The following is a 22702-nucleotide window of genomic DNA, read 5'->3' as shown; positions in this document are numbered from 1 at the left end:
AATATGTAATTGCTTGGGGGCGATATAATGTCAATTACAGTAGGAAAATTATTTGGAAATGGGGCTGTACTCTATCAAATGAAATTAATAGCAGGCAACAAGGGACTTAACAAATTAGTTGAGTGGGTACATATCGTAGAGGATGATGATGTAAGTAAATTTCTTCATGGAAATGAAGTTGTATTTACTGCGGGTATACTTAATAAAACAGAAGGTTGGCTTTTAAATTACACGAAAAAACTATATAACGTTGGAACTAGTGCCTTTGTTATAAATATTGGGCCCTATACTAAAGAGGTTCCAGAAGAGGTAATAAAATATTGTAATAGTGTAAACATGCCTCTTTATACTATTCCTTGGGAAACAAGGATGGTTGATATAACTAGGGATGTATGTTCTAGGATTATGCAAAGTGAGCAAGTGGAGATAAGTCTTGCGACAACTATTAAAAATATTATATTTCAAATTGGAGATTTAGAGACTCATATACTTCAAATGGAGAGGTATGGATATTTAAGGGATAGTAATTTCTGTTTTATTGTAATGTCTTTTGAAGGAGAAAAAGATGAAGAGTTTAATATGAATAGAATTAGAATGTATTCTGAAAGAATTGCTAGAAGTATTCATGAGCTTTATATATCTTTTCCCCATAATGATTGCTGGGTTTTGGTTTTAGTTAATTATAGTGACTACAATATAAATAGTTTTGTAACTAATTTCTTTAGTGAATGGGATATGCACTCCTGTAAGATTTATATGGGTGTAGGTGAAAACAAGGCAGGAATAAAGGTTCAGGCGGAAAATTTTAATAATGCTTTTACAGCTATGAATATGGCTAAGAAAAAAGGCAAAGAGATAATTTTTTATGATAAATTAGATATTTATAAAATTTTATTAAATACAAAGGATAAAAATATTCTAAAGTCATATTATGAGGAGACCTTAGGTAAATTAGAGAAATATGATAAGGAAAATAATACAGATTTAATGGAGTTTTTATATACATATTTAAAAAATAACGGAAGTCAAAGTCTTGTTGCTGAAAAACAATATATTCATAGAAATACAGTTAATAATCAGCTTAAAAAAATTGAAAAAATAACTGGATTTAATCCGTTAGAATTAGATGAGAAGTTAAGATTTTATTTAGGATTTTATATTAAAGATTTGATGTAGGTGTGCATATGCACAAAAAAATTTAGTCACCTATTCATTGTATTTAATTAAAACACAGGTATATAATATAAACATGTTAAAGATGAATAATAGAAATTTGATAAACAGCGACGGAGCTTGTTCAATAGAATAAGTTCCGTCTTTTTATTTAAGGGGAGCGTGTTATGATATGAATGGTGAGGAAATTAAAAGTACATTAAAGAAATATAATTTACAATCATGGAGCAAACAGGGAAATTTAAATCCAATATCCGTTGAAAAAGCTGATGGAATTTATTTTTGGGATTATGATGGAAATAGATATACAGATATGTCTTCTCAACTTGTTAATATGAATCTTGGATTTGGGAATAAAGCAATAGGAGATGCAATTAAGGAACAAGTAGACAAGTTTTGTTTTGTAGGTCCATCCTTTGGAGCAGAATCTCGTGCCAAGCTTGCAAAGAAAATAATTGAATTAATGCCTGATAATATGGGAAAAGTATTTTTTACAAATGCAGGTGCAGAATCTAATGAAAATGCTGTTAAAATAGCAAGAATGTTTACAGGTAAGTCTAAGGTATTTAGCCGTTATCGTAGTTATCATGGATCATCATTTGGGGCAGGAAACTTAACTGGTGAACCTAGAAGATATACTTTAGAACCTGGTATACCAGGGTTTGTTAAGTTTTTTGATCCGTATATTTATAGGGAAGCTATAGATTTTAAATCTGAAGAAGAGGCAACAAAATACTATTTAGCAAAATTAAGAGAGCAGATAGTATATGAAGGTCCAAACAGTGTTGCAGCTATAGTTTTAGAAACCATAACAGGTTCAAATGGTATAATAATTCCACCGAAGGGCTATTTACCAGGAGTTAGAGCTTTATGTGATGAGTTTGGTATTTTAATGATATGTGATGAAGTAATGACAGGATGGGGTAGAACAGGTAAGATGTTTGGATTTGAGAATTTTGGAGTAAAACCTGACATCGTAACTTTTGCAAAAGGTGTAACCTGTGGGTATGTTCAACTTGGGGGAGTAGCAGTAAGTAGTGAAATTGCAGCATATTTTGATGATAATTTATTATCTTGTGGCTTAACATACAGTGGACATCCTCTAGCTTGTGCAGCTGGACTTGCTTGTATTAATTATTATGAGGAAGAAAACATCTTAGATAATGTAAATAAGGTTGGGAAAGTACTTGGCGAAAAACTTGAAGAGATTAAGGAAAAACATCCATCTGTCGGGGATGTAAGATATATTGGGTTATTTTCAGCTGTGGAATTAGTTAAGGATAAAGAGACAAAAGAGGCATTAGTACCTTATGGAAAAGATCCAGAAGGAGTTATGGGAAAAATCTTAGGAATGCTTAAAGAAAGAAAGTTTATGACTTATACTCATGAAAATATGATACTTGTAGCACCACCATTAATTATTACAGAAGAGCAGCTAGTTGAAGAGTTAGCTAAATTAGATGAAGTGCTTGAGATTGTGGACAAAGAATTTATCTAGATGAGGTGAAAATAGTGGCATATGAATTTAGTTTACCAGGACGTACGATTATGGGAGATGGTGCACTTGAACAAAGTGAAAATATAATAAAATCCTTTGGAAAAAAGGCACTTATTGTATCAGGTAAAAATGTAACTAAGATGGGTACAGTTAAAATTATTACTGACTGTTTAGAGAAATGGGAAATAGATTATTTAATTTTTAATGAAATAACTGGTGAACCAACAGAGGTTATGATTGAAGCTGGAGTTAAGGCTTACAAAGAAGGCGAATGTGATTTCTGTATAGCAGTAGGAGGAGGAAGTCCTTTAGATAGTGGAAAAGCAATAGTAGCTATGACAAAACTTGAAGGAGAAATATCAGATTACATGGGACAAACTATGGAAGGAAAGTTTCCACCCTTAGTATTAATTCCTACTACAGCAGGAACAGGCTCTGAAGCTACAAAGTTTACAGTTATTACAGATTCAAAAAAAGATATAAAGATGTTATTAAAAGGAGAAGCACTGCTTCCTGATTTAGCAATTATTGATGCTAAGTTTTCACTTACAGCTCCAAAAGGAGTTACAGCAGCTACTGGTATGGATGCATTAACTCACGCAGTTGAAGCTTATACTTCAAGAAAAGCTAATCCATTAACAGATACTTTTGCCTTATCTTCAATTAAAAAAATATTTAAGTATTTGCCTCTTGTATATAAAAATGGAGAAGATAAAAAAGCAAGAGAAGAAATGGCAATAGCTGCTTATGAAGCAGGAGTGTGTATAAACAATTCCTCTGTAACCATAGTTCATGGAATGAGTAGACCTATAGGAGCTTTATTTCATGTACCACATGGTATTTCAAATGCAATGCTTATAAAGGAATGTTTAAGCTATGTTTTAGATGGTAGCTATGAGAGATTTGGTGAGATTGGAAGAGCAATCGGGGCAGCTGATGAAAGCAAAAGTGATAAGGAAGCTTCAGAAGCTTTTTTAGATAAACTCTCAGAGCTATGTAAGGTATGTGAAATACCTACATTAAAAGAATATGGTATAGATAAAGATGAGTTTAATAAATTTGTAGATAAGATGGCACAAGATGCAATGAACAGTGGAAGTCCATCAAATACAATAAAAGAAGTTTCAAAAGATGATTTATTAAAGATATACGAAAGATTATGGTAGAAATAATTTGCAATGGCGCAAAACTTAAGGTTTTGCGTCATTTTTTATATTTAGGGGAGGCGTAGTAAGTATGATTAATGAAATAGAAACTACATTTCAAGAAGAGTCAAATAATATAGAAATTAAAATAGAAAATTTAAGCATGATATATCAAGATAAAAATGGTGGAAAGCCGGTAACCGCTCTTAAGGATGTTAATCTAGAGGTTAAAGAAGGAGAATTTATTTCATTATTAGGACCATCAGGCTGCGGAAAAACAACATTGCTTAGAATCATAGCAGATTTATTACAACCTTCTATTGGAAATATCACAGTAAGAGGACAAAGTCCAAGAGATATAAGACTACAAAAGAAGTTTGGGGTAGTATTTCAAAATCCAGTTTTATATGATTGGAGAACAGTTAGAAGAAATGTATGTATGCCAATGGAGATTTTAGGTATGAAGAAGCAGGATCGTACAGCTAAGGTTTCAGAAATGCTTGATCTAGTAGGATTATCAAAGTTTGGGAAACATTATCCCTATGAGTTAAGTGGAGGTATGCAGCAAAGGGTTGGAATTGCAAGAGCTTTAGCAATTAATCCAGAAATTCTTCTTATGGATGAGCCATTTTCTGCTTTAGATGAATTTACTCGTGAAAAACTTCATGAAGATCTTTTGGATATCTGGAGTAAAACAAAAAAGACAGTAGTATTTGTAACTCATAATATTTCAGAAGCGGTTTTCCTATCTGATAGAGTTGTTGTTTTATCACCACATCCTGGACGTGTTTCAGCTGTAATAGATATAGATATTCCAAGACCAAGAAATATGGAATCAAAACAAACACAAAAATTCTATGACTATATAACTAAAATTAGAAACAGCTTTGAGGGGGTGTGATAATGCTAAGTAAGAAAGAAAAATACAAAGTCAATTTAGTGTGGACTATTGGAGTATTTTTAGTTTGGGAATTGATTGCTTTCTTTCTAGATAAAGTGATTAATGACCCTATGGCTGATGCGAAGTTACCTTATCCACATAGTATTATTGTATCTATTACTCAGAATTTTACCGATTTAGTTTCAGCAGCTGGACTTACTTTTTCAAGAGCTGTTTTAGGATTTGCACTAGGAGCTTTAATAGGTTTTGTGTTGGCAATTATTATGAGTTTATCAAAGATAGCAGAAAAGATAGCGTTGCCTTATTTGATAGTGTCACAAATGATACCAGTATTAGGACTTGCTCCTATAATATTCACTTTAGTTAAGGATATGAATACTTCAAGAATAGTAATAGCCGCTTATATAACGTTTTTCCCAGTTTCAGTTAATATGTTGAGTGGACTTAATAGTGTTGAGAGTGATAAGAAGGAACTACTATATTCATATGCAGCTAAGAAAAAAAGCATATATTACAAGCTTATGATTCCCTATAGTTTACCTTATCTATTTGCAGGATTAAAAATAGCAGCGCCAATGGCAATAACTGCATCAATATTAGTTGATATGTTAGGTTCAAGTGGCGGGATAGGTGTTAAACTTCTTTATTCATTATATTCTGGAACAAAAGATGTATTTTGGGCTTCAGTTGTAACTAGTGCGCTTATGGGTATTATGGGCTATTTTGTAGTGATTTTCTTTGAGAAGATATGTATGCCATGGAGAAAACAAACTACATAAGGGAAAGGAGAAGAAGTCATGAAAGAAAAAGTTAAAAATGTTTTATTGCCTTTAGGATTTGGAATATTAGTTATATTTATATGGCAAAAAGGACTTATACATGATGTTTTAGGTTTTAAGCCTTTTCAACTACCTATACCATCACAAATTATAGAGACTCTGCAAAAGAATTTTGATAAAGCTATAGCAGATACCATAGTAACAATTTCAGGAGCTTTAGTTGGACTAGCTTTAGGATGTCTTATTGGATTTTTAGTAGCTGTAATAGCTACACAATTTCCAAAGTGGGGATACACAGGACTTAGTATAATAGCAGCATTTAATGCAATACCAATAGTTGCACTATCTCCAATAATGAATCGCTGGTTTACTAGTGGATTTGCTCAAAAGGTAGGCGTAGTAACAGTAGTTTGTATGGCAGCTATGGCAATTAACGCTTATAGAGGGTTAAATGATTTAAAGCCTTTCTCTAAAGATTTATTGGAATCCTATGCTTCCTCAGAGAGGGTTATATTTTTTAAACTTCGATTACCTAATTGTTTGCCTAGTGTGTTAACTGCACTAAAAATAAATGTTGCAGCAGCAATAATGGCAGCAATGATAAGTGAATATTTTGCTGCATCTACTTCAGGTATTGGGTTTGGAGTAAAAGATAACTTAAGAAAAGGGATGATGGCAATGGGGTGGTCTTACATAGTTATGGCAGCCTTAGTAGGAATTGTTCTATATTTAATTGTTCTTTTGGTAGAACGCAGAGCTATAAAATGGCATGCTTCTCAAAGATAAATTATTTTATTTAAAAAGGGGGATATAAAAATGAAAAAGAAATTATTAACTCTATGTTTAAGCGTAGTAATGATGGGATTAACCCTTGTAAGCTGCGGGACTAAGGCACAAGATACAACAAAGACAGATGGAAGTTTAGATAAGGTAAAACTTCAACTAAAATGGCTTCCTCAATCACAATTTATGGGGTTTTATGTAGCCGCTGAGAAAGGTTATTACAAAGAAGAGGGAATAGATATTGAGCTTTTACCAGGTGGAAGTGATATTATACCAGAGCAAAATGTATATAACGGGGCAGCAGATATAGGAGTTACATGGGTATCAAGTTTAATGACCTATCAAGCTCAAGGATATGAGTTACAAGAAATAGCACAAGTATTCCAAAAATCAGGTTTATTATTAGCTTCTAAAAAATCTTCAGGAATTAATTCTCCAGCAGATTTAAAAGGTAAAAAAGTTGCTAACTGGTTTGGTGGTAATGAATATGAAGTTCTTGCATTATTAGAAAAATATAAATTAAATAAGGATTCAGACCTAAAGTTAGTTCAACAAGATTATACAATGGATCAATTAAAAGAAGGTTCAGTTGATGCAGCTTCTGCAATGACTTATAACGAATTTGGATTATTATTAGAAAGCGGCATTCCAGAAAGTGATTTAAATGTTATAAACATGAATGATGAAGGTGTTGCAATGCTTGAAGATTGTTTATTTGTAAACTCTGAATGGGCATCTAAGAATAAAGATGTGGTTACTCGCTTCTTAAAAGCTACTATTAAAGGATGGCAGGAAGCTGTTAAAAATCCAGAAGCAGCTGGAAAAATTGTTTATGATGTTGATAAATCAGTATCTTTAGAACATCAGGTGTATATGGCTAAAGAAGTAGCTAAACTTGCAGCTCCACAAGGTTTTGACTCAGCCAAAATAGGACAAATAGATATGGATGCAGTTAAACAAACAGCAAAATTCTTAAAACTTTATAATAAAGACTTAGCTAAAGATCCAGTAGTTGATAAAACAACATTTACTTCAGAATACTGGGATGAAGCAACTAAGTAATTAAACTTAAGTTCAGATGAGGGAATTCTCTCATCTGAACCATAAATATACAAGCTTAGTGCGACTTATCATCATCTAAATGGGTGATGTGTAAGTGGCAGTAATGGTATATAAATGAAAGGAGAATATGTATGGATTTAATTATAAAAAATGGAATGATTATAACATCAAGTGAGACATATGTAGCTGATATAGCTGTTAAGGATGGAAAGATAATAGCAATAGGTACAGATTTAGAGGAAAAAGGAGCAAAGGTTGTTGATGCTAAAGGAAAGATGATTTTACCTGGGGCTATAGATGTGCATACTCATTTGGCAATGCCTTTTGGAGGTACTGTTTCATCAGATAGTTATTTGGCAGGAACAAGAGCTGCAGCTTGTGGTGGAGTTACTACAGTTTTTGATTATCCAATGCAAAGAAAAGGCAGTGGTGTTTTAGAGACTGTAAAGGGAAGAAGAGAAATGGCTGATCCAGAAGTTTGTGTTGATTATGCCTTCCATTGCATTATAACAGATTTAAATGATGGGAAGATATTAGATGAATTTGAAGATGCAGTTAATTACGGTATAACAAGCTTTAAATGTTTTTTTGTATATAAAAAAGAAGGAATGATGGTAGACGATGCAACCTTCACTAAAATTTTATTAAAAGCTAAGGAAACGGGTGCCATAACAAATCTTCATGCAGAAAATCCAGATTTAATAGACTTAAATATTGAAAAGTTTTTAAAAGAAGGAAAAACCTCCCCTTGGTATCATTATTTAAGTAGACCTGAGTATGTTGAGGCAGAAGCAGATAAGAGAGCTGTTCATATAGCTAAATCCGTAGATGCCCCTCTTTATATAGTTCATATGGCAGATAAGGAAGGACTTGAAGCTGCTGTAGAAGCTAAAATGGAAGGTCATGACATATATATAGAAACTTGTCCTCAATATTTAGAATTTACTAGTGAAGTTTATAAAAGAGAAGATGGAAGAAACTTTGTATGTTCACCTCCGATTAAAGGACAAGAAAGTCAAGATGCACTTTGGAAAGCTATTAACACAGGAGCTATAGATACTGTAGCTACAGATCATTGTCCATTCCAAAGTTATGAAAAAGATTGGGGTAAAGATGACTTTACTAAGATTCCTAATGGATGTGCAGGGGTTGAAAACTTATATCCATACATGTTATCTAAAGCAAATGAAGGAAAGTTAAGTTTTAATAGAGTTGTGGAACTATGTTCAACTAATCCTGCTAAAATATTTGGATGTGCGCAGAAAGGTTCTATAACTGTTGGAAAGGATGCAGATATAGTTATATATGATCCAGAAAAAGAGTTCACAATTTCAGTAGATAACATGCATTCAGATTATGATCATACTATTTGGGAAGGTAAAAAACTTAAGGGATATCCAGTACAAACTTATGTACGTGGAGCTTTAGTATATGATAATGGTGATTTTGTTGGAACACCTGGACTTGGTAAGTTTGTTAAAAGAGTAGGACGTAAATAAAGATGTATTAGGAGGGGGCAATGAAATGAATAGTTTATTATATAAAGATATTTCACTTAGAGAGGATGTTGCAGGATGTTTACTTTGTCATGAGGCACCTTGCCGAAAAGCTTGCCCTCATTCAGTAGAAGTTGATAGTATTATTCTTTCTTTAAGATTTGAAAATAAGGCTGGAGCAGTAAACAAATTGCCTGATGTCCTGCCTTGTGATATGTGTGAATCTAAAGCTTGTAAAGATGCCTGTTTAAAAGGTAAGATTAACGATTCAGTTAATATAGATAGAATACTAAAAGGTATATCTAGTGAACAAAAGATAGAAGAAAAAGAGGTTGATTTATCAATAGATTTTTGTGGAGTTAAATGTGAAAATCCATTTTTCTTATCTTCTTCTGTAGTTGGTAGTAACTATGAGATGGTGGCTAAGGCTTTTGATATGGGATGGTCAGGAGTGGCTTTTAAAACTATAGGTATGTTTGTGCCTAAAGAGGTTTCTCCAAGGTTTACAGCCCTTACAAAAGAGAATCTACCTTTTGTAGGATTTAAAAATATTGAACAGATTTCTGATCACACATTAGAAGAAAATATTGAATTCTTAAAAAAATTAAAGAAAAACTACCCAACTAAAGTTATTGTTGCATCAATTATGGGACAAAACGAAGATGAATGGACTACCTTAGCTAAATTAATGACAGAGGCAGGAGCAGATATAATAGAATGTAATTTTTCATGTCCCCACATGACAAATAAAGGGGTAGGATCTGATGTTGGACAAGATCCAGATTTAGTAGATCTTTATACAAAGGCTACAAGAAAAGGAACTAATCTACCTATATTAGCTAAAATGACACCGAACATAGGCAATATGGAAGTTCCAGCAATAGCTGCAATGAAGGCAGGAGCTACAGGGATAGCAGCTATTAATACTATTAAAAGCATAATGAATTTAGATTTAGAAACCTTTGAATCGGAACCAAATGTAGAAGGTAAAACAAGTGTTGGTGGATATTCAGGCAAGGCAGTAAAACCTATAGCCCTTCGTTTTATTCATAGCATGAGTAGTTGTGAAGAGTTAAAAGATGCAGAGTTTAGTGGAATGGGTGGAATAGAAACCTGGAGAGATTCAGCAGAGTTTTTAGCATTAGGATGTAAAAATGTTCAGATTACAACTTCTGTAATGCAGTATGGATATAGAGTTATTGAGGATTTAATAAATGGGATGAAGTTATATTTAAGTTCACAAGGATACCATAGTATTTCTGAAATTGTAGGGAAAGCACTTCCTAAGATAGTTCCAGCAGATGAATTAGAAAGGGATAGTATCTGCTATCCAAGATTTAATAGAGAAAAATGTGTAAGTTGTGGTAGATGTTATTTATCCTGTTATGATGGTGGACATCAAGCAATAAAAATGGATGAAAAAAGTAAAAAGCCTATACTTATTGCAAATAAGTGTGTGGGATGTCAACTATGTGTAACTGTTTGTCCAGCTAGTGCTGTGGCACCAGGAAAAAGGGTTAATCAAAAAATATAAGGGGGATACTGAGATGTTAACTTGTAGTAAAGAAAGACTTGAAGACAAAATTAAAACTTTTAGTAAGTTTGGAGATACAGGAAAAGGAGGCATTACAAGATTATCTTTATCTAAGGAAGCTCTAGAGGCAAGAGAAGAGTTTTGCAAAAGATGCAGGGCGCTAGGAATGGAAATAAAAACTGATGATATGGCTAACATTTATGCAACTATACCTGGTGAAGAAGGACTTCCAGCTATAATGAGTGGTTCTCATATGGATTCAGTTAAGCAAGGAGGGAATTATGACGGTATATTAGGAGTACTTACGGCACTAGAAGCAGCAGAAACTATTGTTACTGAAAATATAAAACATAAACATCCAATTACGGTAGTAGTATGGACTAATGAAGAAGGTGCTCGCTTTGAACCTGCAATGATGTCCTCAGGAGTTATAACTGGCAAGTTTGATAAGGATATTATGTTAGCATCAAAAGATATTGAAGGAATTACATTTAAAGAAGCTTTAGAAGCTAGTGGTTACATGGGCGAAATAGAAAACAGAGCTACATTAGAGAAGTACAAGGCTTTAGTAGAACTACATGTAGAGCAAGGACCAGTACTTGAGGATGAAAAAATAGATATAGGAGTTGTAGAAGGGGTTTGCGGAATGATAAATTATGAATTTACATTTATAGGGCAAGCTGACCATGCAGGAACAACACCAATGAAGTATAGAAAAGATGCTTTATATGCAGCTGTAAAAACCATACAATATCTACATGATGAGCTTGATAAACTTGATAGCAAGTTAGTATATACAACTGGTAAAATATCAGCACATCCTAACATCCATACAGTTATTCCAGATTGTGTTAAGTTTACTTTAGATGCAAGACATCAAGATTCAGAGGTTATAAGTAAGGTTCTTGATATTATAAATGAAATTCCTAAGGTGGTTGAAAAGTGTGAAGCTAGTTATGAAAAGGCATGGTCACGTAATACAGTTCGCTTTAACCCTGAATTTATAGATTATGTAGAAAAAAATGCAAAAGAGTATGGTTATTCCACAAAAAAAATGTATAGTGGGCCAGGACATGATGCTCAATTTATAACAGAAATAATTCCAACAACCATGATTTTTGTACCAAGCGAAAATGGGCACAGTCATTGTGAAAAAGAGTTTACTCCACTTGAAAATTGCTTAAAAGGTGCTAATGTATTATTACAAACAATATTAGATATTGATAAAAACTAAATCGAAATAAATGGGATAGAGCTGTCGCACAAGTTGCAGACAGCTCTTTTTTATAAAGGAATGGAGGAACTAGTAATAGATCATTAAGGGAATTTAATAAAAGGATTAGACAGACTCTGAAAAGAGCGTCTAACAAATAGCAGTTTATATAGAGTTTAAATTTTTATAGTAAAGTTGTAATATGTAATGCAGATGTGCATAATAAATTTGATATGTTTTAAAGAAAGAGGGATATATTTATGGAAGTATTTATAGCAGTTTTAGTTTTACTTATAGGAATTTTGGCTTCCAATATTTTAAGTAGAATAATTACATTTATACCAGTACCTTTGATACAAATTATAATAGGAATTATTTTAAGTAGCTTACCTATGGGGATACATATGACTTTGGAACCAGAGCTATTTATGGTTCTATTTATAGCGCCACTTTTATATAATGATGGAAAAATGACATCAAAAGAAGAACTATGGGAAATAAGAAGTCCTATAATTTTAATGGCTCTTGGTTTAGTTTTAGTAACAGTTGTTGTGGTTGGATATGTAATAAGTTGGCTGATACCGGAAATGCCAATGTCAGCATGTTTTGCTTTAGCGGCTATATTATCTCCAACAGATGCTGTTGCTGTAAGCTCTTTATCTGAAAGAGTGAAGTTACCTAAATCAATAATGGCTCTTTTAGAAGGTGAAGCTCTTATGAATGATGCCTCTGGGCTAGTAGCGTTTAAATTTGCTATTGCAGCTACTGTTACAGGTGTATTTTCAATAACACATGCTACTACTAGTTTTTTTATAATTGCACTAGGTGGTTTATTTAGCGGTGTTTTAATATCTTTTTTAATTTCAAAATTAAGTTCAGTTATAAGAAGGGTAGGATTAGAGGATGTAACATTTCACATGCTTATTCAGCTTATAACACCTTTTATAATTTACCTAATTTCAGAGGAAATTGGAGTTTCGGGAATATTAGCGGTAGTATCGGGAGGAATAGTTTATAGCATAACAGCAGAAAATTCTGAACCTATAATATCAAAATTAAAATTTGTATCAAGAAGTACTTGGTCAGTTGTTCTATTTATAATAAATGGGCTTGTATTTTTAATATTGGGACTGCAGATACCAGATGCTATGTTTGTCATATTAAGAGACGATGCTGTCAGCAATTTGAAATTATCGATTTATATACTGGTTATTACAGCAACTTTGATATTATTAAGATTTTTATGGGTTTATGTTTTTTGGAAAGACAAACCTAATAAGGATAAAGAAGAGAAAAAGAACAGTAGATTATTTCACTCTCTACTTACATCACTTTCTGGAGTTAGGGGTGCTGTAACTCTTGCAGGGGCATTCTCAATACCATTTTATTTAAATAATGGTGCATCTTTTCCGCAGAGAGATTTAATCATCTTTATTGCGGCGGGGGTAATTCTTGTTACTATAATTATGGCAAGTGCAGTTTTACCAATCATAGCAAAAGAGGAAGATGAGGAGAAGGAGAAGAGTACATTTAATGAAAAAGCTTTTATAAAAGTTATCGACACTGCCATAGAGGCCATAAATGAAGAAACGAGTGATGATAACAAAGCAGCAGCAAAGTCGCTAATTTATGATTATAGAAGGATAAAGTCAGAAAATTTAAGTAATAAAGAGGAAATAAAATTAACAATACAAGATAGACGTATAGGAAAAGATATATTCAAAATTGGTATGGAGGCAGAATATATAGAATTAAAACGTTTATTAGAACATGCAGAATTTCCTTCAGAAATAATATCCATAGTCAAGGAAAGAATAAGAAAAATAGAGAGTTCTTTATCGAGGAACCCTTCACTTGGAGTATATGATAATATTAATTCCACGAAGAGAACATTAAAACGATTATTTAATAGAGATACAGAAGTAAATAATATAGATATGGAATGTATAAAAAAAATTAAAATTAAAACATCCAAGGCAGCTATAAAGGCAATAGAATCTCAAATAAATGAAGAAAATAGAAATGCCTCAATGTTTGTTATTGAATATTATAAAACTTTTATTAGAAGGCTTCTTATAAATGACAAAAAGGATAGTGAGAGTTTAAATAAACAAAAAACTGAATTACAGTTTAAGGCATTACAAATGGCTAGAAATAAAATACAAAACCTTCTTGAAAACAATAAAATCAATCGAGAAACTGCTAATAAATTAAGAAGTATACTTAATTACATGGAAGCTACAAATATAGGAGAAGAACTATTTTTAGAATAAATATACAGTTAGAAACTCACAGGATCTAGTTAGATTTGTGAGTTTTTACTTTTTATAGAAATAAATATTTATAAATAAAAATTATTAATTAGAATTGACTATTAAGTAAAAAGGTGCTAATATTTTTACAAGAACTAACGATAGGTAGGAAGAGGTGAGGATTTGTCTAAACAAAAAATACTTGATGCGGCCTTTGAATCATTTTCAAAAGGTCACTATAACAGTGTAAGTATTTCTGAAATATCACAAAAAGCAGGAATAAAAAAACCTTCTATCTATGCACATTTCGATAGTAAAGAAAGCTTATTTTTACAGGTGTTTGAAGATGAGTCTTCAAAGATTTACTCAAAGTTTTTAAATCTTATTAATGAGAATAGAGGGTGTGATACTAAAGTTATTCTTGAAAATATTTTAATAGAAAGTATTAATTACATTAGAGAGAATAAACCCATTGGAGGATTTTTAGCTTATTTGTTTTTTGTTACATCTTACGATTTACCAGAAAAAATTATTGATAGAATAGAAAAGTTCAAAAATTTAATGAATGATTTAATTTCTGAAATAATTCAAAATGGAATTAACAAAGAAGAATTAACAAAAGAGGAAATTGATGCTATAACATATTTCTATTATTGTCTCTTACGAGGAAATATACAAATGGAGTTAAATTCAGATATTTTTAATATGGATAAAGTTAATAAAAGTTGGAATTATTTTTGGGACGGTGTAAGAAATAAATTTTATGGCACATAAATAAAAGCTTAAGGGGGAAAAGAAAGTGGTTAGCAAGTTAAAATTAAAAGGCAAAATTTTATTAATGACAATATCTTTATTAGTAGTTTTAGGAGTTTCAGTTTTTGGAGTTGTATTTTCTCAAATAAAAAATCTAGTTGTAAATAATTTGAATACTAGCCTTAATAGCTATGTTAATTTGGCAGAGAGTATTTTAAACGAGAAGTACCCTGGTAATTGGAAAGTAGAAGGAGACAAGCTTTATAAAGGGAATACTATTATAAATAATAATACTGAATTTGTAGATATCGTTAAAGAAGCAACAAATTCACCAACTACAATATTTCTTGGAGATACTAGAGTTGCTACAAATGTTATAACAGATGGTAAAAGAGCTGTTGGAACAAAGGTATCCGAGGAAGTAGCAAATGAAGTTTTAACAAAAGAAAAAGAGTATATTGGATCAGCTAAAGTACTTGACTCTAAATATAGGGCAAAGTATGTACCAATAAAAGATAGCTCAAATAAGGTTATAGGAATATTATTCATAGGAATAGAGGAATCAAAGATAAATTCAGAAGTTAATGCTTTAATGTTAACAATAGGAATAATAACTTTTTCAATAGTAGGACTAGCTATCCTAATATCAATATTATTTACTAATTCTATAACAAAAAATATTAAAAAAATTGTATTTTCCTTAAATAAGATTTCAAATGGAGATCTTACGGAAGTTTGCAACATAGATGCAAAAGATGAAACAGGAGATATAGCAGAAAGCTTAAATAGCATGAATAAAAATATATTTTCATTAGTTAAAGAAATCAAAACAACATCAAATTATTTACAAGAAAAAGGAGAAAATTTAACTGCTGTATCAGAGGAAATGGCATCCTCTTCTGAAGAAGTAGCTATGGCTATACAAGGGGTAGCAAAAGGAACTGTAACTCAAGCAGAAGACCTAGTACAAGTATCCTTTGTACTTGAGAAATTTGGTAGCGAAGTTGAGGAAATTGTTAATGATATTTATGAAATAGATTCAAGTTCTAAATATATAAGTTCTATGGCAAATACAAGTAACGAAGATATGAGTCACTTATTTAAATCAGTTGAAAATATAAATACTACATTTAATGAATTCATGAATAAGATAAACCTGCTTGAAGGTAATATATTAAGAATTAATGATATAACAAATGCAATTAATAGTATAGCTGATAAAACTAATCTTTTAGCATTAAATGCAGCTATTGAAGCTGCTAGAGCTGGTGAAGCTGGAAAAGGATTTTCAGTTGTAGCAGATGAAATAAGAAAACTTGCAGAGCAATCAAAAAATTCTTCAATGAATATAAATAGTTTAATAAACAATATATCAAAAGATAGTGAGAACATTATTAACTCTGCTGATGGAATGAATTCTGAGCTTAGTAATCAGATAAACATAATAAATACTACTATGGATTCCTTTAAAAATATAATTCAGTCTGTTAATGGTATAATACCGATGATAGAGTCTGTAAATACCTCAGCAATATCAATAAAAAATGAAAAAGATTCGATAGTTAAAAACATAGAATCTTTAACAGCTATATCTGAGGAGGTTTCTGCATCGTCAGAAGAAATAGCTGCATCATCAGAAGAGATGAGTGCTTCTTCTCAAGAAGTTACAAGTACAGCTCAAGATTTAAGTGATATGACTATAAATATAAATAAATTAATAGACAAATTTAAAGTATAATTATAAAGACACATGTATAGTAGCCATAGTTGACTACAAGATATATGTGTCTTTAATATTTATATACTTTTAGTATTAAAAATTATTATTTTACTACTACTCCTACGCCGTTTGGAATTACAACAACCTCTGCATCTTTTCCTTTTATTTTATAAGCCATTTCTAAAGCTTCTTCAAATGTACTTGCATGTTTCATATGCATACTTTTAATCATATCTGGATCACACATATCAGTAACCATAATTACAGTATAGTTACATAAAATTCTTGCAAGTATTTGAAATTCCCATTGATCAGGAATGGTTTCATTTCGAGGAACAGTTAATACCTTGTCCAAAAGTTCTTGAGGATTTTTAGCTTGTGCAACATTATCATAAAAAGATTGTCCACCATGACCATCATTGCAGGCTGCTATCATAATAATTACTCCACCTTTTCTACAAGTAGCTTCAGCAGCTGTCATTCCTTTTACAGATTGGTATATATTTTGATCTAAAGGATATCCACCATTACTTGAAACTACAATGTCAGAAGGTATGCTTTTTACACTTGAAAGTTCCATTACAAACTTACAACCTTCTTCATGGGCTAGTTTACTATCTCCAGCAAAGGCATTTATAATATTTTTATCTTCATCTATAACAACATTTAATATAAATGCAAGGTTTGCTTTTTCAGCAGCGTAAAGCATGTCTTTATGAATAGGATTGTCCTCTATTATTCCAGTTCTAGCTTTACTGCTATTTATAAATTCAGAGCAATGATTAGCCATTATAGTTTTTGCGGAAGCTATTCCAGGTAATACGCTTTTTCTGCCTCCAGAAAATCCAGCAAAAAAGTGAGGTTCTATAAAACCTTCTGATATAAGTAACTCAGTCTCAATAGCTAATTTATTTAAATAAAGTTCCCCTCCAGAAGGGAGAGTTCCAACATTAACTAAGGTACTCTCATCTGTTGAGATATGATTTATTATTTCTTCATTTTCTGCAACTGTTTTGCCAAACTTATTAATCATCTCTTCTTTTGTAGTTGGTCTATGAAAACCTGTGGCTATAAGTATTTTTATATTGATACTCGGATTTACCTTTCTTATTCTTTTTAATAATATAGGCATGGTAATTTTACTTGGAACTGGTCTTGTATGATCACTTGTGATGATAACAATGTTATTTTTACCTTTTACTAGTTCTTCTAAAGAATTGCTGCCTACAGGGTTGTCAAGGGCTTTGTTTACGATTTCATCTTGAGAAATAGAAGCCCTGTAATTATTTGCTTTCGATTCTAAAATACCTTTTAAATTTTTATCCTCGATAGTTATTTTTAGTGTTTTATTAGAATAAGGGATATCAATTGTATTCATAAATTCTCCTCCTCTTAAAAATCATAGATAACCATATTTTAACACATATAATAAAATATAAAAAAGCCTTGCTAGTAGTACATAAGATTAGCAAGGCAGAGATTTTTAAATATATACTCATATAAAGGTATCTTAGAGTAGATTAAAGCTTAATAGCAAGTTAAAAAGAGATTTAAACTAATCTAGAGTTATAATGTCCTCCTCATTTACTCGTTGCATAGCTCCAAGAACTTTAAATATGCAGCCTACAATTGCTATGTTATATCCTTTACTTATGTTTAAGTTAGGGGTTGGAGTTAGAGGAGTATCTACTATGGCTTCTGATTCAACAATTTCAGCATATCTCCTATCCGCTACGTTGCCAAAAATAATATAAGCAATAAGTACTAGACTATTTGATAAAGCAACTAATCTATTTGGGCTAACAGCATTATTAGGTTCAGTTCCTTTTAATCTATTATATATAATTTGTTTATCTTCATGTGCTGAAAAAAGAAGAACTATATAAGCAAAAATAGCAATGTATGCTGCGGCAATCTCTTTATCTATTAATTCTAAATCAAGCTGTACATTACCAGTTTGACGTATAGAAGTGCCATTTATAGAGGAGTTATTTGTAGATCCATTATTTGCAGGGGAATTATATGAAGGCATATATCCATCTCCAAGAATTAATTTAACTACTACTAATATATTAATATATATTAGTAATGTGTACCTTTTTAAATATTAAGAAAAAAGACTTTGGTACTGAATATAGTAACAAAAGTCTTGATATTTAAAATTCTATTAATACTATAGCTTTATTATTTATTATGAATACGATAAATAATTAGGGTTATACATGAACAGAAAATATTTATAAGAATATCAGAAGCAGTGTCGTGTATTCCGCCTGTCAACATATCAGTTTTAAGTATAAGATCTCCAATGTATTCAAACATCTCCCACAATGTTTCTAAGGTAATGGAAAAGGTAAATGCAAAAATAGTCTTAAATGCAAAAAATCTTTCTTCGCTTATTTCTGCTTCTTTTCGTATAATTCCTTTAATTAAGTTCATACCAATTATAACAGCATAAGAACCAAATGCTCCATGCAATAATAAGTCCCACCACCAAAATTTTTCGTAAAAGTGTAAAATTTCACCCAAATATTGAGCTGAAAAATTAAATGTTAGGGCTATTAGTAGAAAGTTTTTAGGTAATTGAACTTTTTTGACTTTAGAAATAAAGCTAATTATAAATGGAATAGGAAGACAAAGAAAGGCTAATAAAGATAAAAACATATTCTCCCATTGTTTTTCTATAATATTGAATATACAAGTAATTAAAATAATAATTCCAAATAAAATAGCTAATTGTACAGAAGTTTTATCTTTTTTATTCTTCATAATTAATCCACCTCGTAGGTAAGTAGTTTAGTAAATAGTATCTCTTTAGTTAATATCTTTATAAACAGAAGAAAATATTCTCATTAACGAAAAAATAAACTGTTATTACATTGCCTCATATTGTAATAACAGTTTATTTATTATTTTATATATTTCTTTCCAATTATACACTCTAGTAATATTATCATTTAGAGGAAGTCTATTGTAATTCGTATCAATTAGTAGAACCTTGTAGCCAGCATTTGAAAGCTGAAGTGCATTATCATAGCTATCCTCAATAAATATGTCACAATTAAGTTGGTTAGCTGTTTCAACTTTATCTGGTGAACCTAAAACATAAAGACCATCATAAGCAATTTCATTTTTCTTAAGATAACCATGGGTTAACATAGTTAAGCTTTTATCTCTAGCAGTTACAAAATATATATTATTATATATATTAAGTTTATTTATTAGTTTGCGAGCATTTGGTAGAAGTTCTTGCTCAAGATGAATTTGAAATTTATGATTTTCATAAAATTCAGCATAAACACTTTCTTCTACACCTAAAACATTGGGAATTGAATATTCAGTAACTTGTTCTTTAGAAACATTGGTATTAAAATATTTATTAGAAAGATTTAACCAATAATACGCATCAGTTATTGTACCATCAATATCAATACAGATGTTTAAATTTTTCATTTAATCACTCTCCTTATGTGATTTATATTATCATTTGGAAGTTAAGGTTTTATTAAATATAGGTTAAATATATATAAGTAAGGATGGTAAAAGTATGCAGATTAATAGATTGTTAGAAATAGTGATGATTCTTTTACATAAAGAAAATATCACAGCAAAGGAACTAGCTGAACGGTTTGGAGTATCTACTAGAACTATTTATAGAGACATAGATGCACTTAGTTTAGCTAATATTCCTATATACACAAACAAGGGTAATAAAGGTGGAATTAGGATATTACCAGAGTTTACTCTTAATAAATCTATTTTTTCAGAAGATGAGCAATCAGAAATGTTAAATGCCTTGCATAATCTTAAGGCTGTTAAATATCCTGAAATTGATGGAGTTTTGACTAAACTAGGAGCTTTATTTAAAAATGCAAACAGCTATAACTGGTTGGAAGTTGATTTTTCTAGTTGGGGAAGTGGGGAAGAAGAAAAAAATAAGTTTAATAAAATTAAAACATCAATTTTAAGTCATAAGGTTATAAGTTTTAATTATATAAATTACGATGGAGAGGAAACTAAAAGGGAAGCGGAGCCTTATAAATTAATATTTAAAGGGCAAGCTTGGTATGTGGTTGGATTTTGTAGAATTAGAAATGCTAATAGAACCTTTAAAATCTCAAGAATAAGAGAACTAATCATAAGAGATGAAGTGTTTGATTTTGTAGATGGAGATGGAAGGTTTATAGATAGTTCCTCCTCAAAGAATAATATGATTAACCTTATACTTAGGTTTAATCGTAAAATAACCCATAGAGTTTATGACGAGTTTAAAATTGAAGATATAAATAATAAAAATGATGAATATATAGAAGTTAACACCTCATTTGCAGAGGGGGAGTGGGTATATGGATATATACTATCTTTTGGTGCAGATGTTGAGGTTATAGAACCAGAATATATAAGAGAAGAAATAAAAAATAGATTAAGTGATGCTGTAAGAAATTATTTATAAATTTATACTTATAAGTGCGTAATCGTTAAATATCCTTCTGCATAATCAGCTAATACAGCAGAAATTGCTTCAGCCACAGAGTGAAGACTTTCATTTCTTGCTGTAGGGTTAACATTGTTTAAATTATCTTAATAAAAGGAGTTTAAAGAGGATTGCGCCTCTAATAGGTAGAAGCGTTCCTCAGCTTCAATCTAATCCTTTTAAAAATTTAACAATATTTTTTATAAAAAGATGAATAATGAACAGGCAAAAAAAGTAGACTACCTATTGAATGTCTGCACTTCTGCTCTGTAGGCGTGCCTTTCAGCGCCAGTCTAATCCATTTTAAATTTAACAATATTTTTTATAAAAAGATGAATAACGAACAAGCAGAAAAAGTAGACTACCTATTGAATGTCTGAATGTCTGAATGTCTGAATGTCTGAATGTCTGAATGTCTGAATGTCTGAATGTCTGAATGTCTGAATGTCTGAATGTCTGAATGTCTGAATGTCTGAATGTCTGAATGTCTGAATGTCTGAATGTTTGGACCTAGGTCAATATTTTGGACACATTTTAATTCTTAAATTATCATCCTAAAAAGATCTTCTTTCATTTGCGGAGTGATATAACCGATAGAACCATGAATTCTTTTACGGTTATACCAGGATTCAATAAAAATAAATAAATCTAATTTTGCACTTTCATAATCATAATATTGAACATTGTTAACTTGTTCTTTCTTTAAAATGGAATGAAAAGACTCTATGCAGGCATTATCATAAGGACATGCTTTTCTACTATTTGAGGCTTTCATTCTATATTTTTTTAGTCTATTAATAAACTCTGTACTTGTGTATTGAACTCCAAGATCAGAGTGAAAAATAAGCGATTCAGTTGGCTTTTGGATTTTATATGCATTATCTAAAGCAGCTATTACTACAGAAGAATCCATAGTCTTTGAAAATGAGTAGCCAACTATCTTTCTCGTATACAAGTCCATAATAGAAGCTAAGTAGCACCATCCGTCCTTTAATGTATGAATGTAAGTTATATCCCCTACCCATTTCTCATTTAGTTTAGTAGTTTTAAAGTCCTGTTTTAGTAAATTTACCCGTTCTAACACTTTCTTACTAGACTTTACTGGTCTAAATTTTTTAACTACTATAGAACGAATATTTAACTCTTTCATTAATCTTTGAACTCGCTTAATACTTATATAAGAACCAGATTGTTCAAGAGACTTTTGTATTTTAGGAGCACCATATCTACATTTATTTTCGTTATAAATTTTAAGTATTTTTTCTTTCAATACTCTGTTTTCCGATTCCCTCTGGGACGGAGTATGGTGATAAGATTGGTAGTAAGTACTCTTAGGCATATTCAGCAATTTACACATAAGCCTTACTGGATAAATTCCATGATTATCATCAATAAATTTAATTACAGCTCTTGATCCTTTGAGAATATGGCGATAGCTTTTTTGGCTAAAGCCCGCCTTTGGTGTAATATTTCAAGTTCCATTTTAATTCGTTCATTTTCTTTCTTTAATTTTGCGACCTCTTTAGAGTTTTCTTTGTTCTTCTCTTCAGTGGCTTTACTCTTTTTAGCTATAACAGGCTTTTGGGATATTTTCTGCTTAACTTGAGCACTATTAGTCCAGTTATTTAGAGTAGCTTTTGATACGCCATATTCTTCACATATATCTTTAATTGGTTTTCCAGTATTATAAACTTCCACTACCATTTTCTTAAAATCTTCTGTATAAGTCTTTCTTCTCACTTGGACACACCTCTCTTAACTTTAATTATAAATAATTATTAAAATGTGTCCATAAAACTATACTAGCACCACCTTTATTCGGTAGGCGCGTCTTTCAGCACCAGTCTAATCCTACTATGTTGAATGAAAAGGAATCTAATGGAGAATTCCTGCGGAATCTCCTACAGGGCAAAGGGGCA

General features: G+C 31.2%; 18 protein-coding genes and 1 pseudogene. 14 read left to right on the top strand and 5 right to left on the bottom strand.

Annotated features, from left to right (window positions below):
- The first annotated feature begins 27 nt into the window (after positions 1 to 27).
- The 13 genes from P8F83_RS08495 to P8F83_RS08435 all read left to right on the top strand — a co-directional run bounded on the left by P8F83_RS08495 (position 28) and on the right by P8F83_RS08435 (position 16327).
- On the top strand, positions 28 to 1176 hold the full coding sequence (locus tag P8F83_RS08495) for a PucR family transcriptional regulator (RefSeq protein WP_326514258.1): 1149 nt from the start codon (positions 28 to 30) through the stop codon (positions 1174 to 1176).
- 169 nt (positions 1177 to 1345) lie between these two features.
- A complete protein-coding gene (locus tag P8F83_RS08490; RefSeq protein ID WP_326514257.1) occupies positions 1346 to 2671 on the top strand; it encodes an aminotransferase class III-fold pyridoxal phosphate-dependent enzyme in 1326 nt (441 codons plus the stop codon).
- A 14-nt stretch (positions 2672 to 2685) separates the two neighbouring features.
- A complete protein-coding gene (locus P8F83_RS08485) occupies positions 2686 to 3837 on the top strand; it encodes an iron-containing alcohol dehydrogenase (RefSeq protein WP_326514256.1) in 1152 nt (383 codons plus the stop codon).
- Between the two features lie 70 nt (positions 3838 to 3907).
- Complete coding sequence (locus P8F83_RS08480; RefSeq protein ID WP_326514255.1) at positions 3908 to 4717, top strand: ABC transporter ATP-binding protein; 810 nt, start codon at positions 3908 to 3910, stop codon at positions 4715 to 4717.
- A gap of 2 nt (positions 4718 to 4719) precedes the next feature.
- On the top strand, positions 4720 to 5496 hold the full coding sequence (locus P8F83_RS08475; RefSeq protein ID WP_286904133.1) for an ABC transporter permease: 777 nt from the start codon (positions 4720 to 4722) through the stop codon (positions 5494 to 5496).
- Positions 5497 to 5514: 18 nt separating this feature from the next.
- The gene (locus P8F83_RS08470; RefSeq protein WP_238907131.1) at positions 5515 to 6282 is read left to right on the top strand and encodes an ABC transporter permease; all 768 of its coding nucleotides are present in this window, start codon (positions 5515 to 5517) and stop codon (positions 6280 to 6282) included.
- A 30-nt stretch (positions 6283 to 6312) separates the two neighbouring features.
- A complete protein-coding gene (locus P8F83_RS08465; RefSeq protein WP_326514254.1) occupies positions 6313 to 7341 on the top strand; it encodes an ABC transporter substrate-binding protein in 1029 nt (342 codons plus the stop codon).
- 131 nt (positions 7342 to 7472) lie between these two features.
- On the top strand, positions 7473 to 8840 hold the full coding sequence (hydA, locus tag P8F83_RS08460) for a dihydropyrimidinase (protein ID WP_326514253.1): 1368 nt from the start codon (positions 7473 to 7475) through the stop codon (positions 8838 to 8840).
- A gap of 25 nt (positions 8841 to 8865) precedes the next feature.
- Positions 8866 to 10371 carry an NAD-dependent dihydropyrimidine dehydrogenase subunit PreA gene (preA, locus tag P8F83_RS08455; protein WP_326514252.1) on the top strand — a complete coding sequence of 502 codons (1506 nt, stop codon included), beginning with the start codon at positions 8866 to 8868 and terminating at the stop codon, positions 10369 to 10371.
- A 13-nt stretch (positions 10372 to 10384) separates the two neighbouring features.
- Positions 10385 to 11605 carry a Zn-dependent hydrolase gene (locus P8F83_RS08450; RefSeq protein ID WP_326514251.1) on the top strand — a complete coding sequence of 407 codons (1221 nt, stop codon included), beginning with the start codon at positions 10385 to 10387 and terminating at the stop codon, positions 11603 to 11605.
- A 239-nt stretch (positions 11606 to 11844) separates the two neighbouring features.
- The gene (locus P8F83_RS08445; protein ID WP_326514250.1) at positions 11845 to 13857 is read left to right on the top strand and encodes a Na+/H+ antiporter; all 2013 of its coding nucleotides are present in this window, start codon (positions 11845 to 11847) and stop codon (positions 13855 to 13857) included.
- Positions 13858 to 14019: 162 nt separating this feature from the next.
- A complete protein-coding gene (locus P8F83_RS08440; RefSeq protein WP_326514249.1) occupies positions 14020 to 14610 on the top strand; it encodes a TetR/AcrR family transcriptional regulator in 591 nt (196 codons plus the stop codon).
- 25 nt (positions 14611 to 14635) lie between these two features.
- Complete coding sequence (locus P8F83_RS08435; protein WP_326514248.1) at positions 14636 to 16327, top strand: methyl-accepting chemotaxis protein; 1692 nt, start codon at positions 14636 to 14638, stop codon at positions 16325 to 16327.
- 85 nt (positions 16328 to 16412) lie between these two features.
- On the opposite strand, the gene larA is transcribed toward P8F83_RS08435, so the two are convergent.
- The 4 genes from larA to P8F83_RS08415 form a co-directional block, all read right to left on the bottom strand.
- Entirely contained in the window at positions 16413 to 17687 is a 1275-nt protein-coding gene (gene larA / locus P8F83_RS08430) for a nickel-dependent lactate racemase (protein ID WP_326514247.1), read from the bottom strand.
- A gap of 177 nt (positions 17688 to 17864) precedes the next feature.
- The gene (locus tag P8F83_RS08425; RefSeq protein ID WP_326514246.1) at positions 17865 to 18341 is read right to left on the bottom strand and encodes a hypothetical protein; all 477 of its coding nucleotides are present in this window, start codon (positions 18339 to 18341) and stop codon (positions 17865 to 17867) included.
- 152 nt (positions 18342 to 18493) lie between these two features.
- Positions 18494 to 19078 (bottom strand): DUF2238 domain-containing protein, encoded by a 585-nt coding sequence (locus P8F83_RS08420; protein WP_326514245.1) that lies wholly within the window; start codon positions 19076 to 19078, stop codon positions 18494 to 18496.
- Between the two features lie 105 nt (positions 19079 to 19183).
- The gene (locus P8F83_RS08415) at positions 19184 to 19762 is read right to left on the bottom strand and encodes a 5' nucleotidase, NT5C type (protein WP_326514244.1); all 579 of its coding nucleotides are present in this window, start codon (positions 19760 to 19762) and stop codon (positions 19184 to 19186) included.
- A gap of 94 nt (positions 19763 to 19856) precedes the next feature.
- Here P8F83_RS08415 and P8F83_RS08410 point away from each other — a divergent pair, with 94 nt between their 5' ends.
- Positions 19857 to 20762 carry a helix-turn-helix transcriptional regulator gene (locus P8F83_RS08410; RefSeq protein WP_326514243.1) on the top strand — a complete coding sequence of 302 codons (906 nt, stop codon included), beginning with the start codon at positions 19857 to 19859 and terminating at the stop codon, positions 20760 to 20762.
- Positions 20763 to 21324: 562 nt separating this feature from the next.
- On the opposite strand, the pseudogene P8F83_RS08405 reads toward P8F83_RS08410, so the two are convergent.
- Positions 21325 to 22523, bottom strand: a pseudogene (locus P8F83_RS08405) (IS3 family transposase).
- Positions 22524 to 22702: the final 179 nt, after the last annotated feature.

This window comes from Clostridium intestinale (assembly GCF_035905475.1).
Taxonomy (GTDB): Bacteria; Bacillota; Clostridia; order Clostridiales; family Clostridiaceae; genus Clostridium_T; species Clostridium_T intestinale.
Note: the sequence above shows the minus strand (reverse complement) of the source record. Positions and strands in the feature narration are given on the sequence as shown.

Bases quoted from the DNA above. Each gene is read 5' to 3' on its own strand.
- P8F83_RS08495 (WP_326514258.1), top strand. From the start codon at position 28: ATGTCAATTACAGTAGGAAAATTATTTGGAAATGGGGCTGTACTCTAT.
- P8F83_RS08490 (WP_326514257.1), top strand. From the start codon at position 1,346: ATGAATGGTGAGGAAATTAAAAGTACATTAAAGAAATATAATTTACAA.
- P8F83_RS08480 (WP_326514255.1), top strand. From the start codon at position 3,908: ATGATTAATGAAATAGAAACTACATTTCAAGAAGAGTCAAATAATATA.
- P8F83_RS08475 (WP_286904133.1), top strand. From the start codon at position 4,720: ATGCTAAGTAAGAAAGAAAAATACAAAGTCAATTTAGTGTGGACTATT.
- P8F83_RS08470 (WP_238907131.1), top strand. From the start codon at position 5,515: ATGAAAGAAAAAGTTAAAAATGTTTTATTGCCTTTAGGATTTGGAATA.
- P8F83_RS08465 (WP_326514254.1), top strand. From the start codon at position 6,313: ATGAAAAAGAAATTATTAACTCTATGTTTAAGCGTAGTAATGATGGGA.
- hydA (WP_326514253.1), top strand. From the start codon at position 7,473: ATGGATTTAATTATAAAAAATGGAATGATTATAACATCAAGTGAGACA.
- preA (WP_326514252.1), top strand. From the start codon at position 8,866: ATGAATAGTTTATTATATAAAGATATTTCACTTAGAGAGGATGTTGCA.
- P8F83_RS08450 (WP_326514251.1), top strand. From the start codon at position 10,385: ATGTTAACTTGTAGTAAAGAAAGACTTGAAGACAAAATTAAAACTTTT.
- P8F83_RS08445 (WP_326514250.1), top strand. From the start codon at position 11,845: ATGGAAGTATTTATAGCAGTTTTAGTTTTACTTATAGGAATTTTGGCT.
- larA (WP_326514247.1), bottom strand. From the start codon at position 17,687: ATGAATACAATTGATATCCCTTATTCTAATAAAACACTAAAAATAACT.
- P8F83_RS08425 (WP_326514246.1), bottom strand. From the start codon at position 18,341: ATGCCTTCATATAATTCCCCTGCAAATAATGGATCTACAAATAACTCC.
- P8F83_RS08420 (WP_326514245.1), bottom strand. From the start codon at position 19,078: ATGAAGAATAAAAAAGATAAAACTTCTGTACAATTAGCTATTTTATTT.
- P8F83_RS08415 (WP_326514244.1), bottom strand. From the start codon at position 19,762: ATGAAAAATTTAAACATCTGTATTGATATTGATGGTACAATAACTGAT.
- P8F83_RS08410 (WP_326514243.1), top strand. From the start codon at position 19,857: ATGCAGATTAATAGATTGTTAGAAATAGTGATGATTCTTTTACATAAA.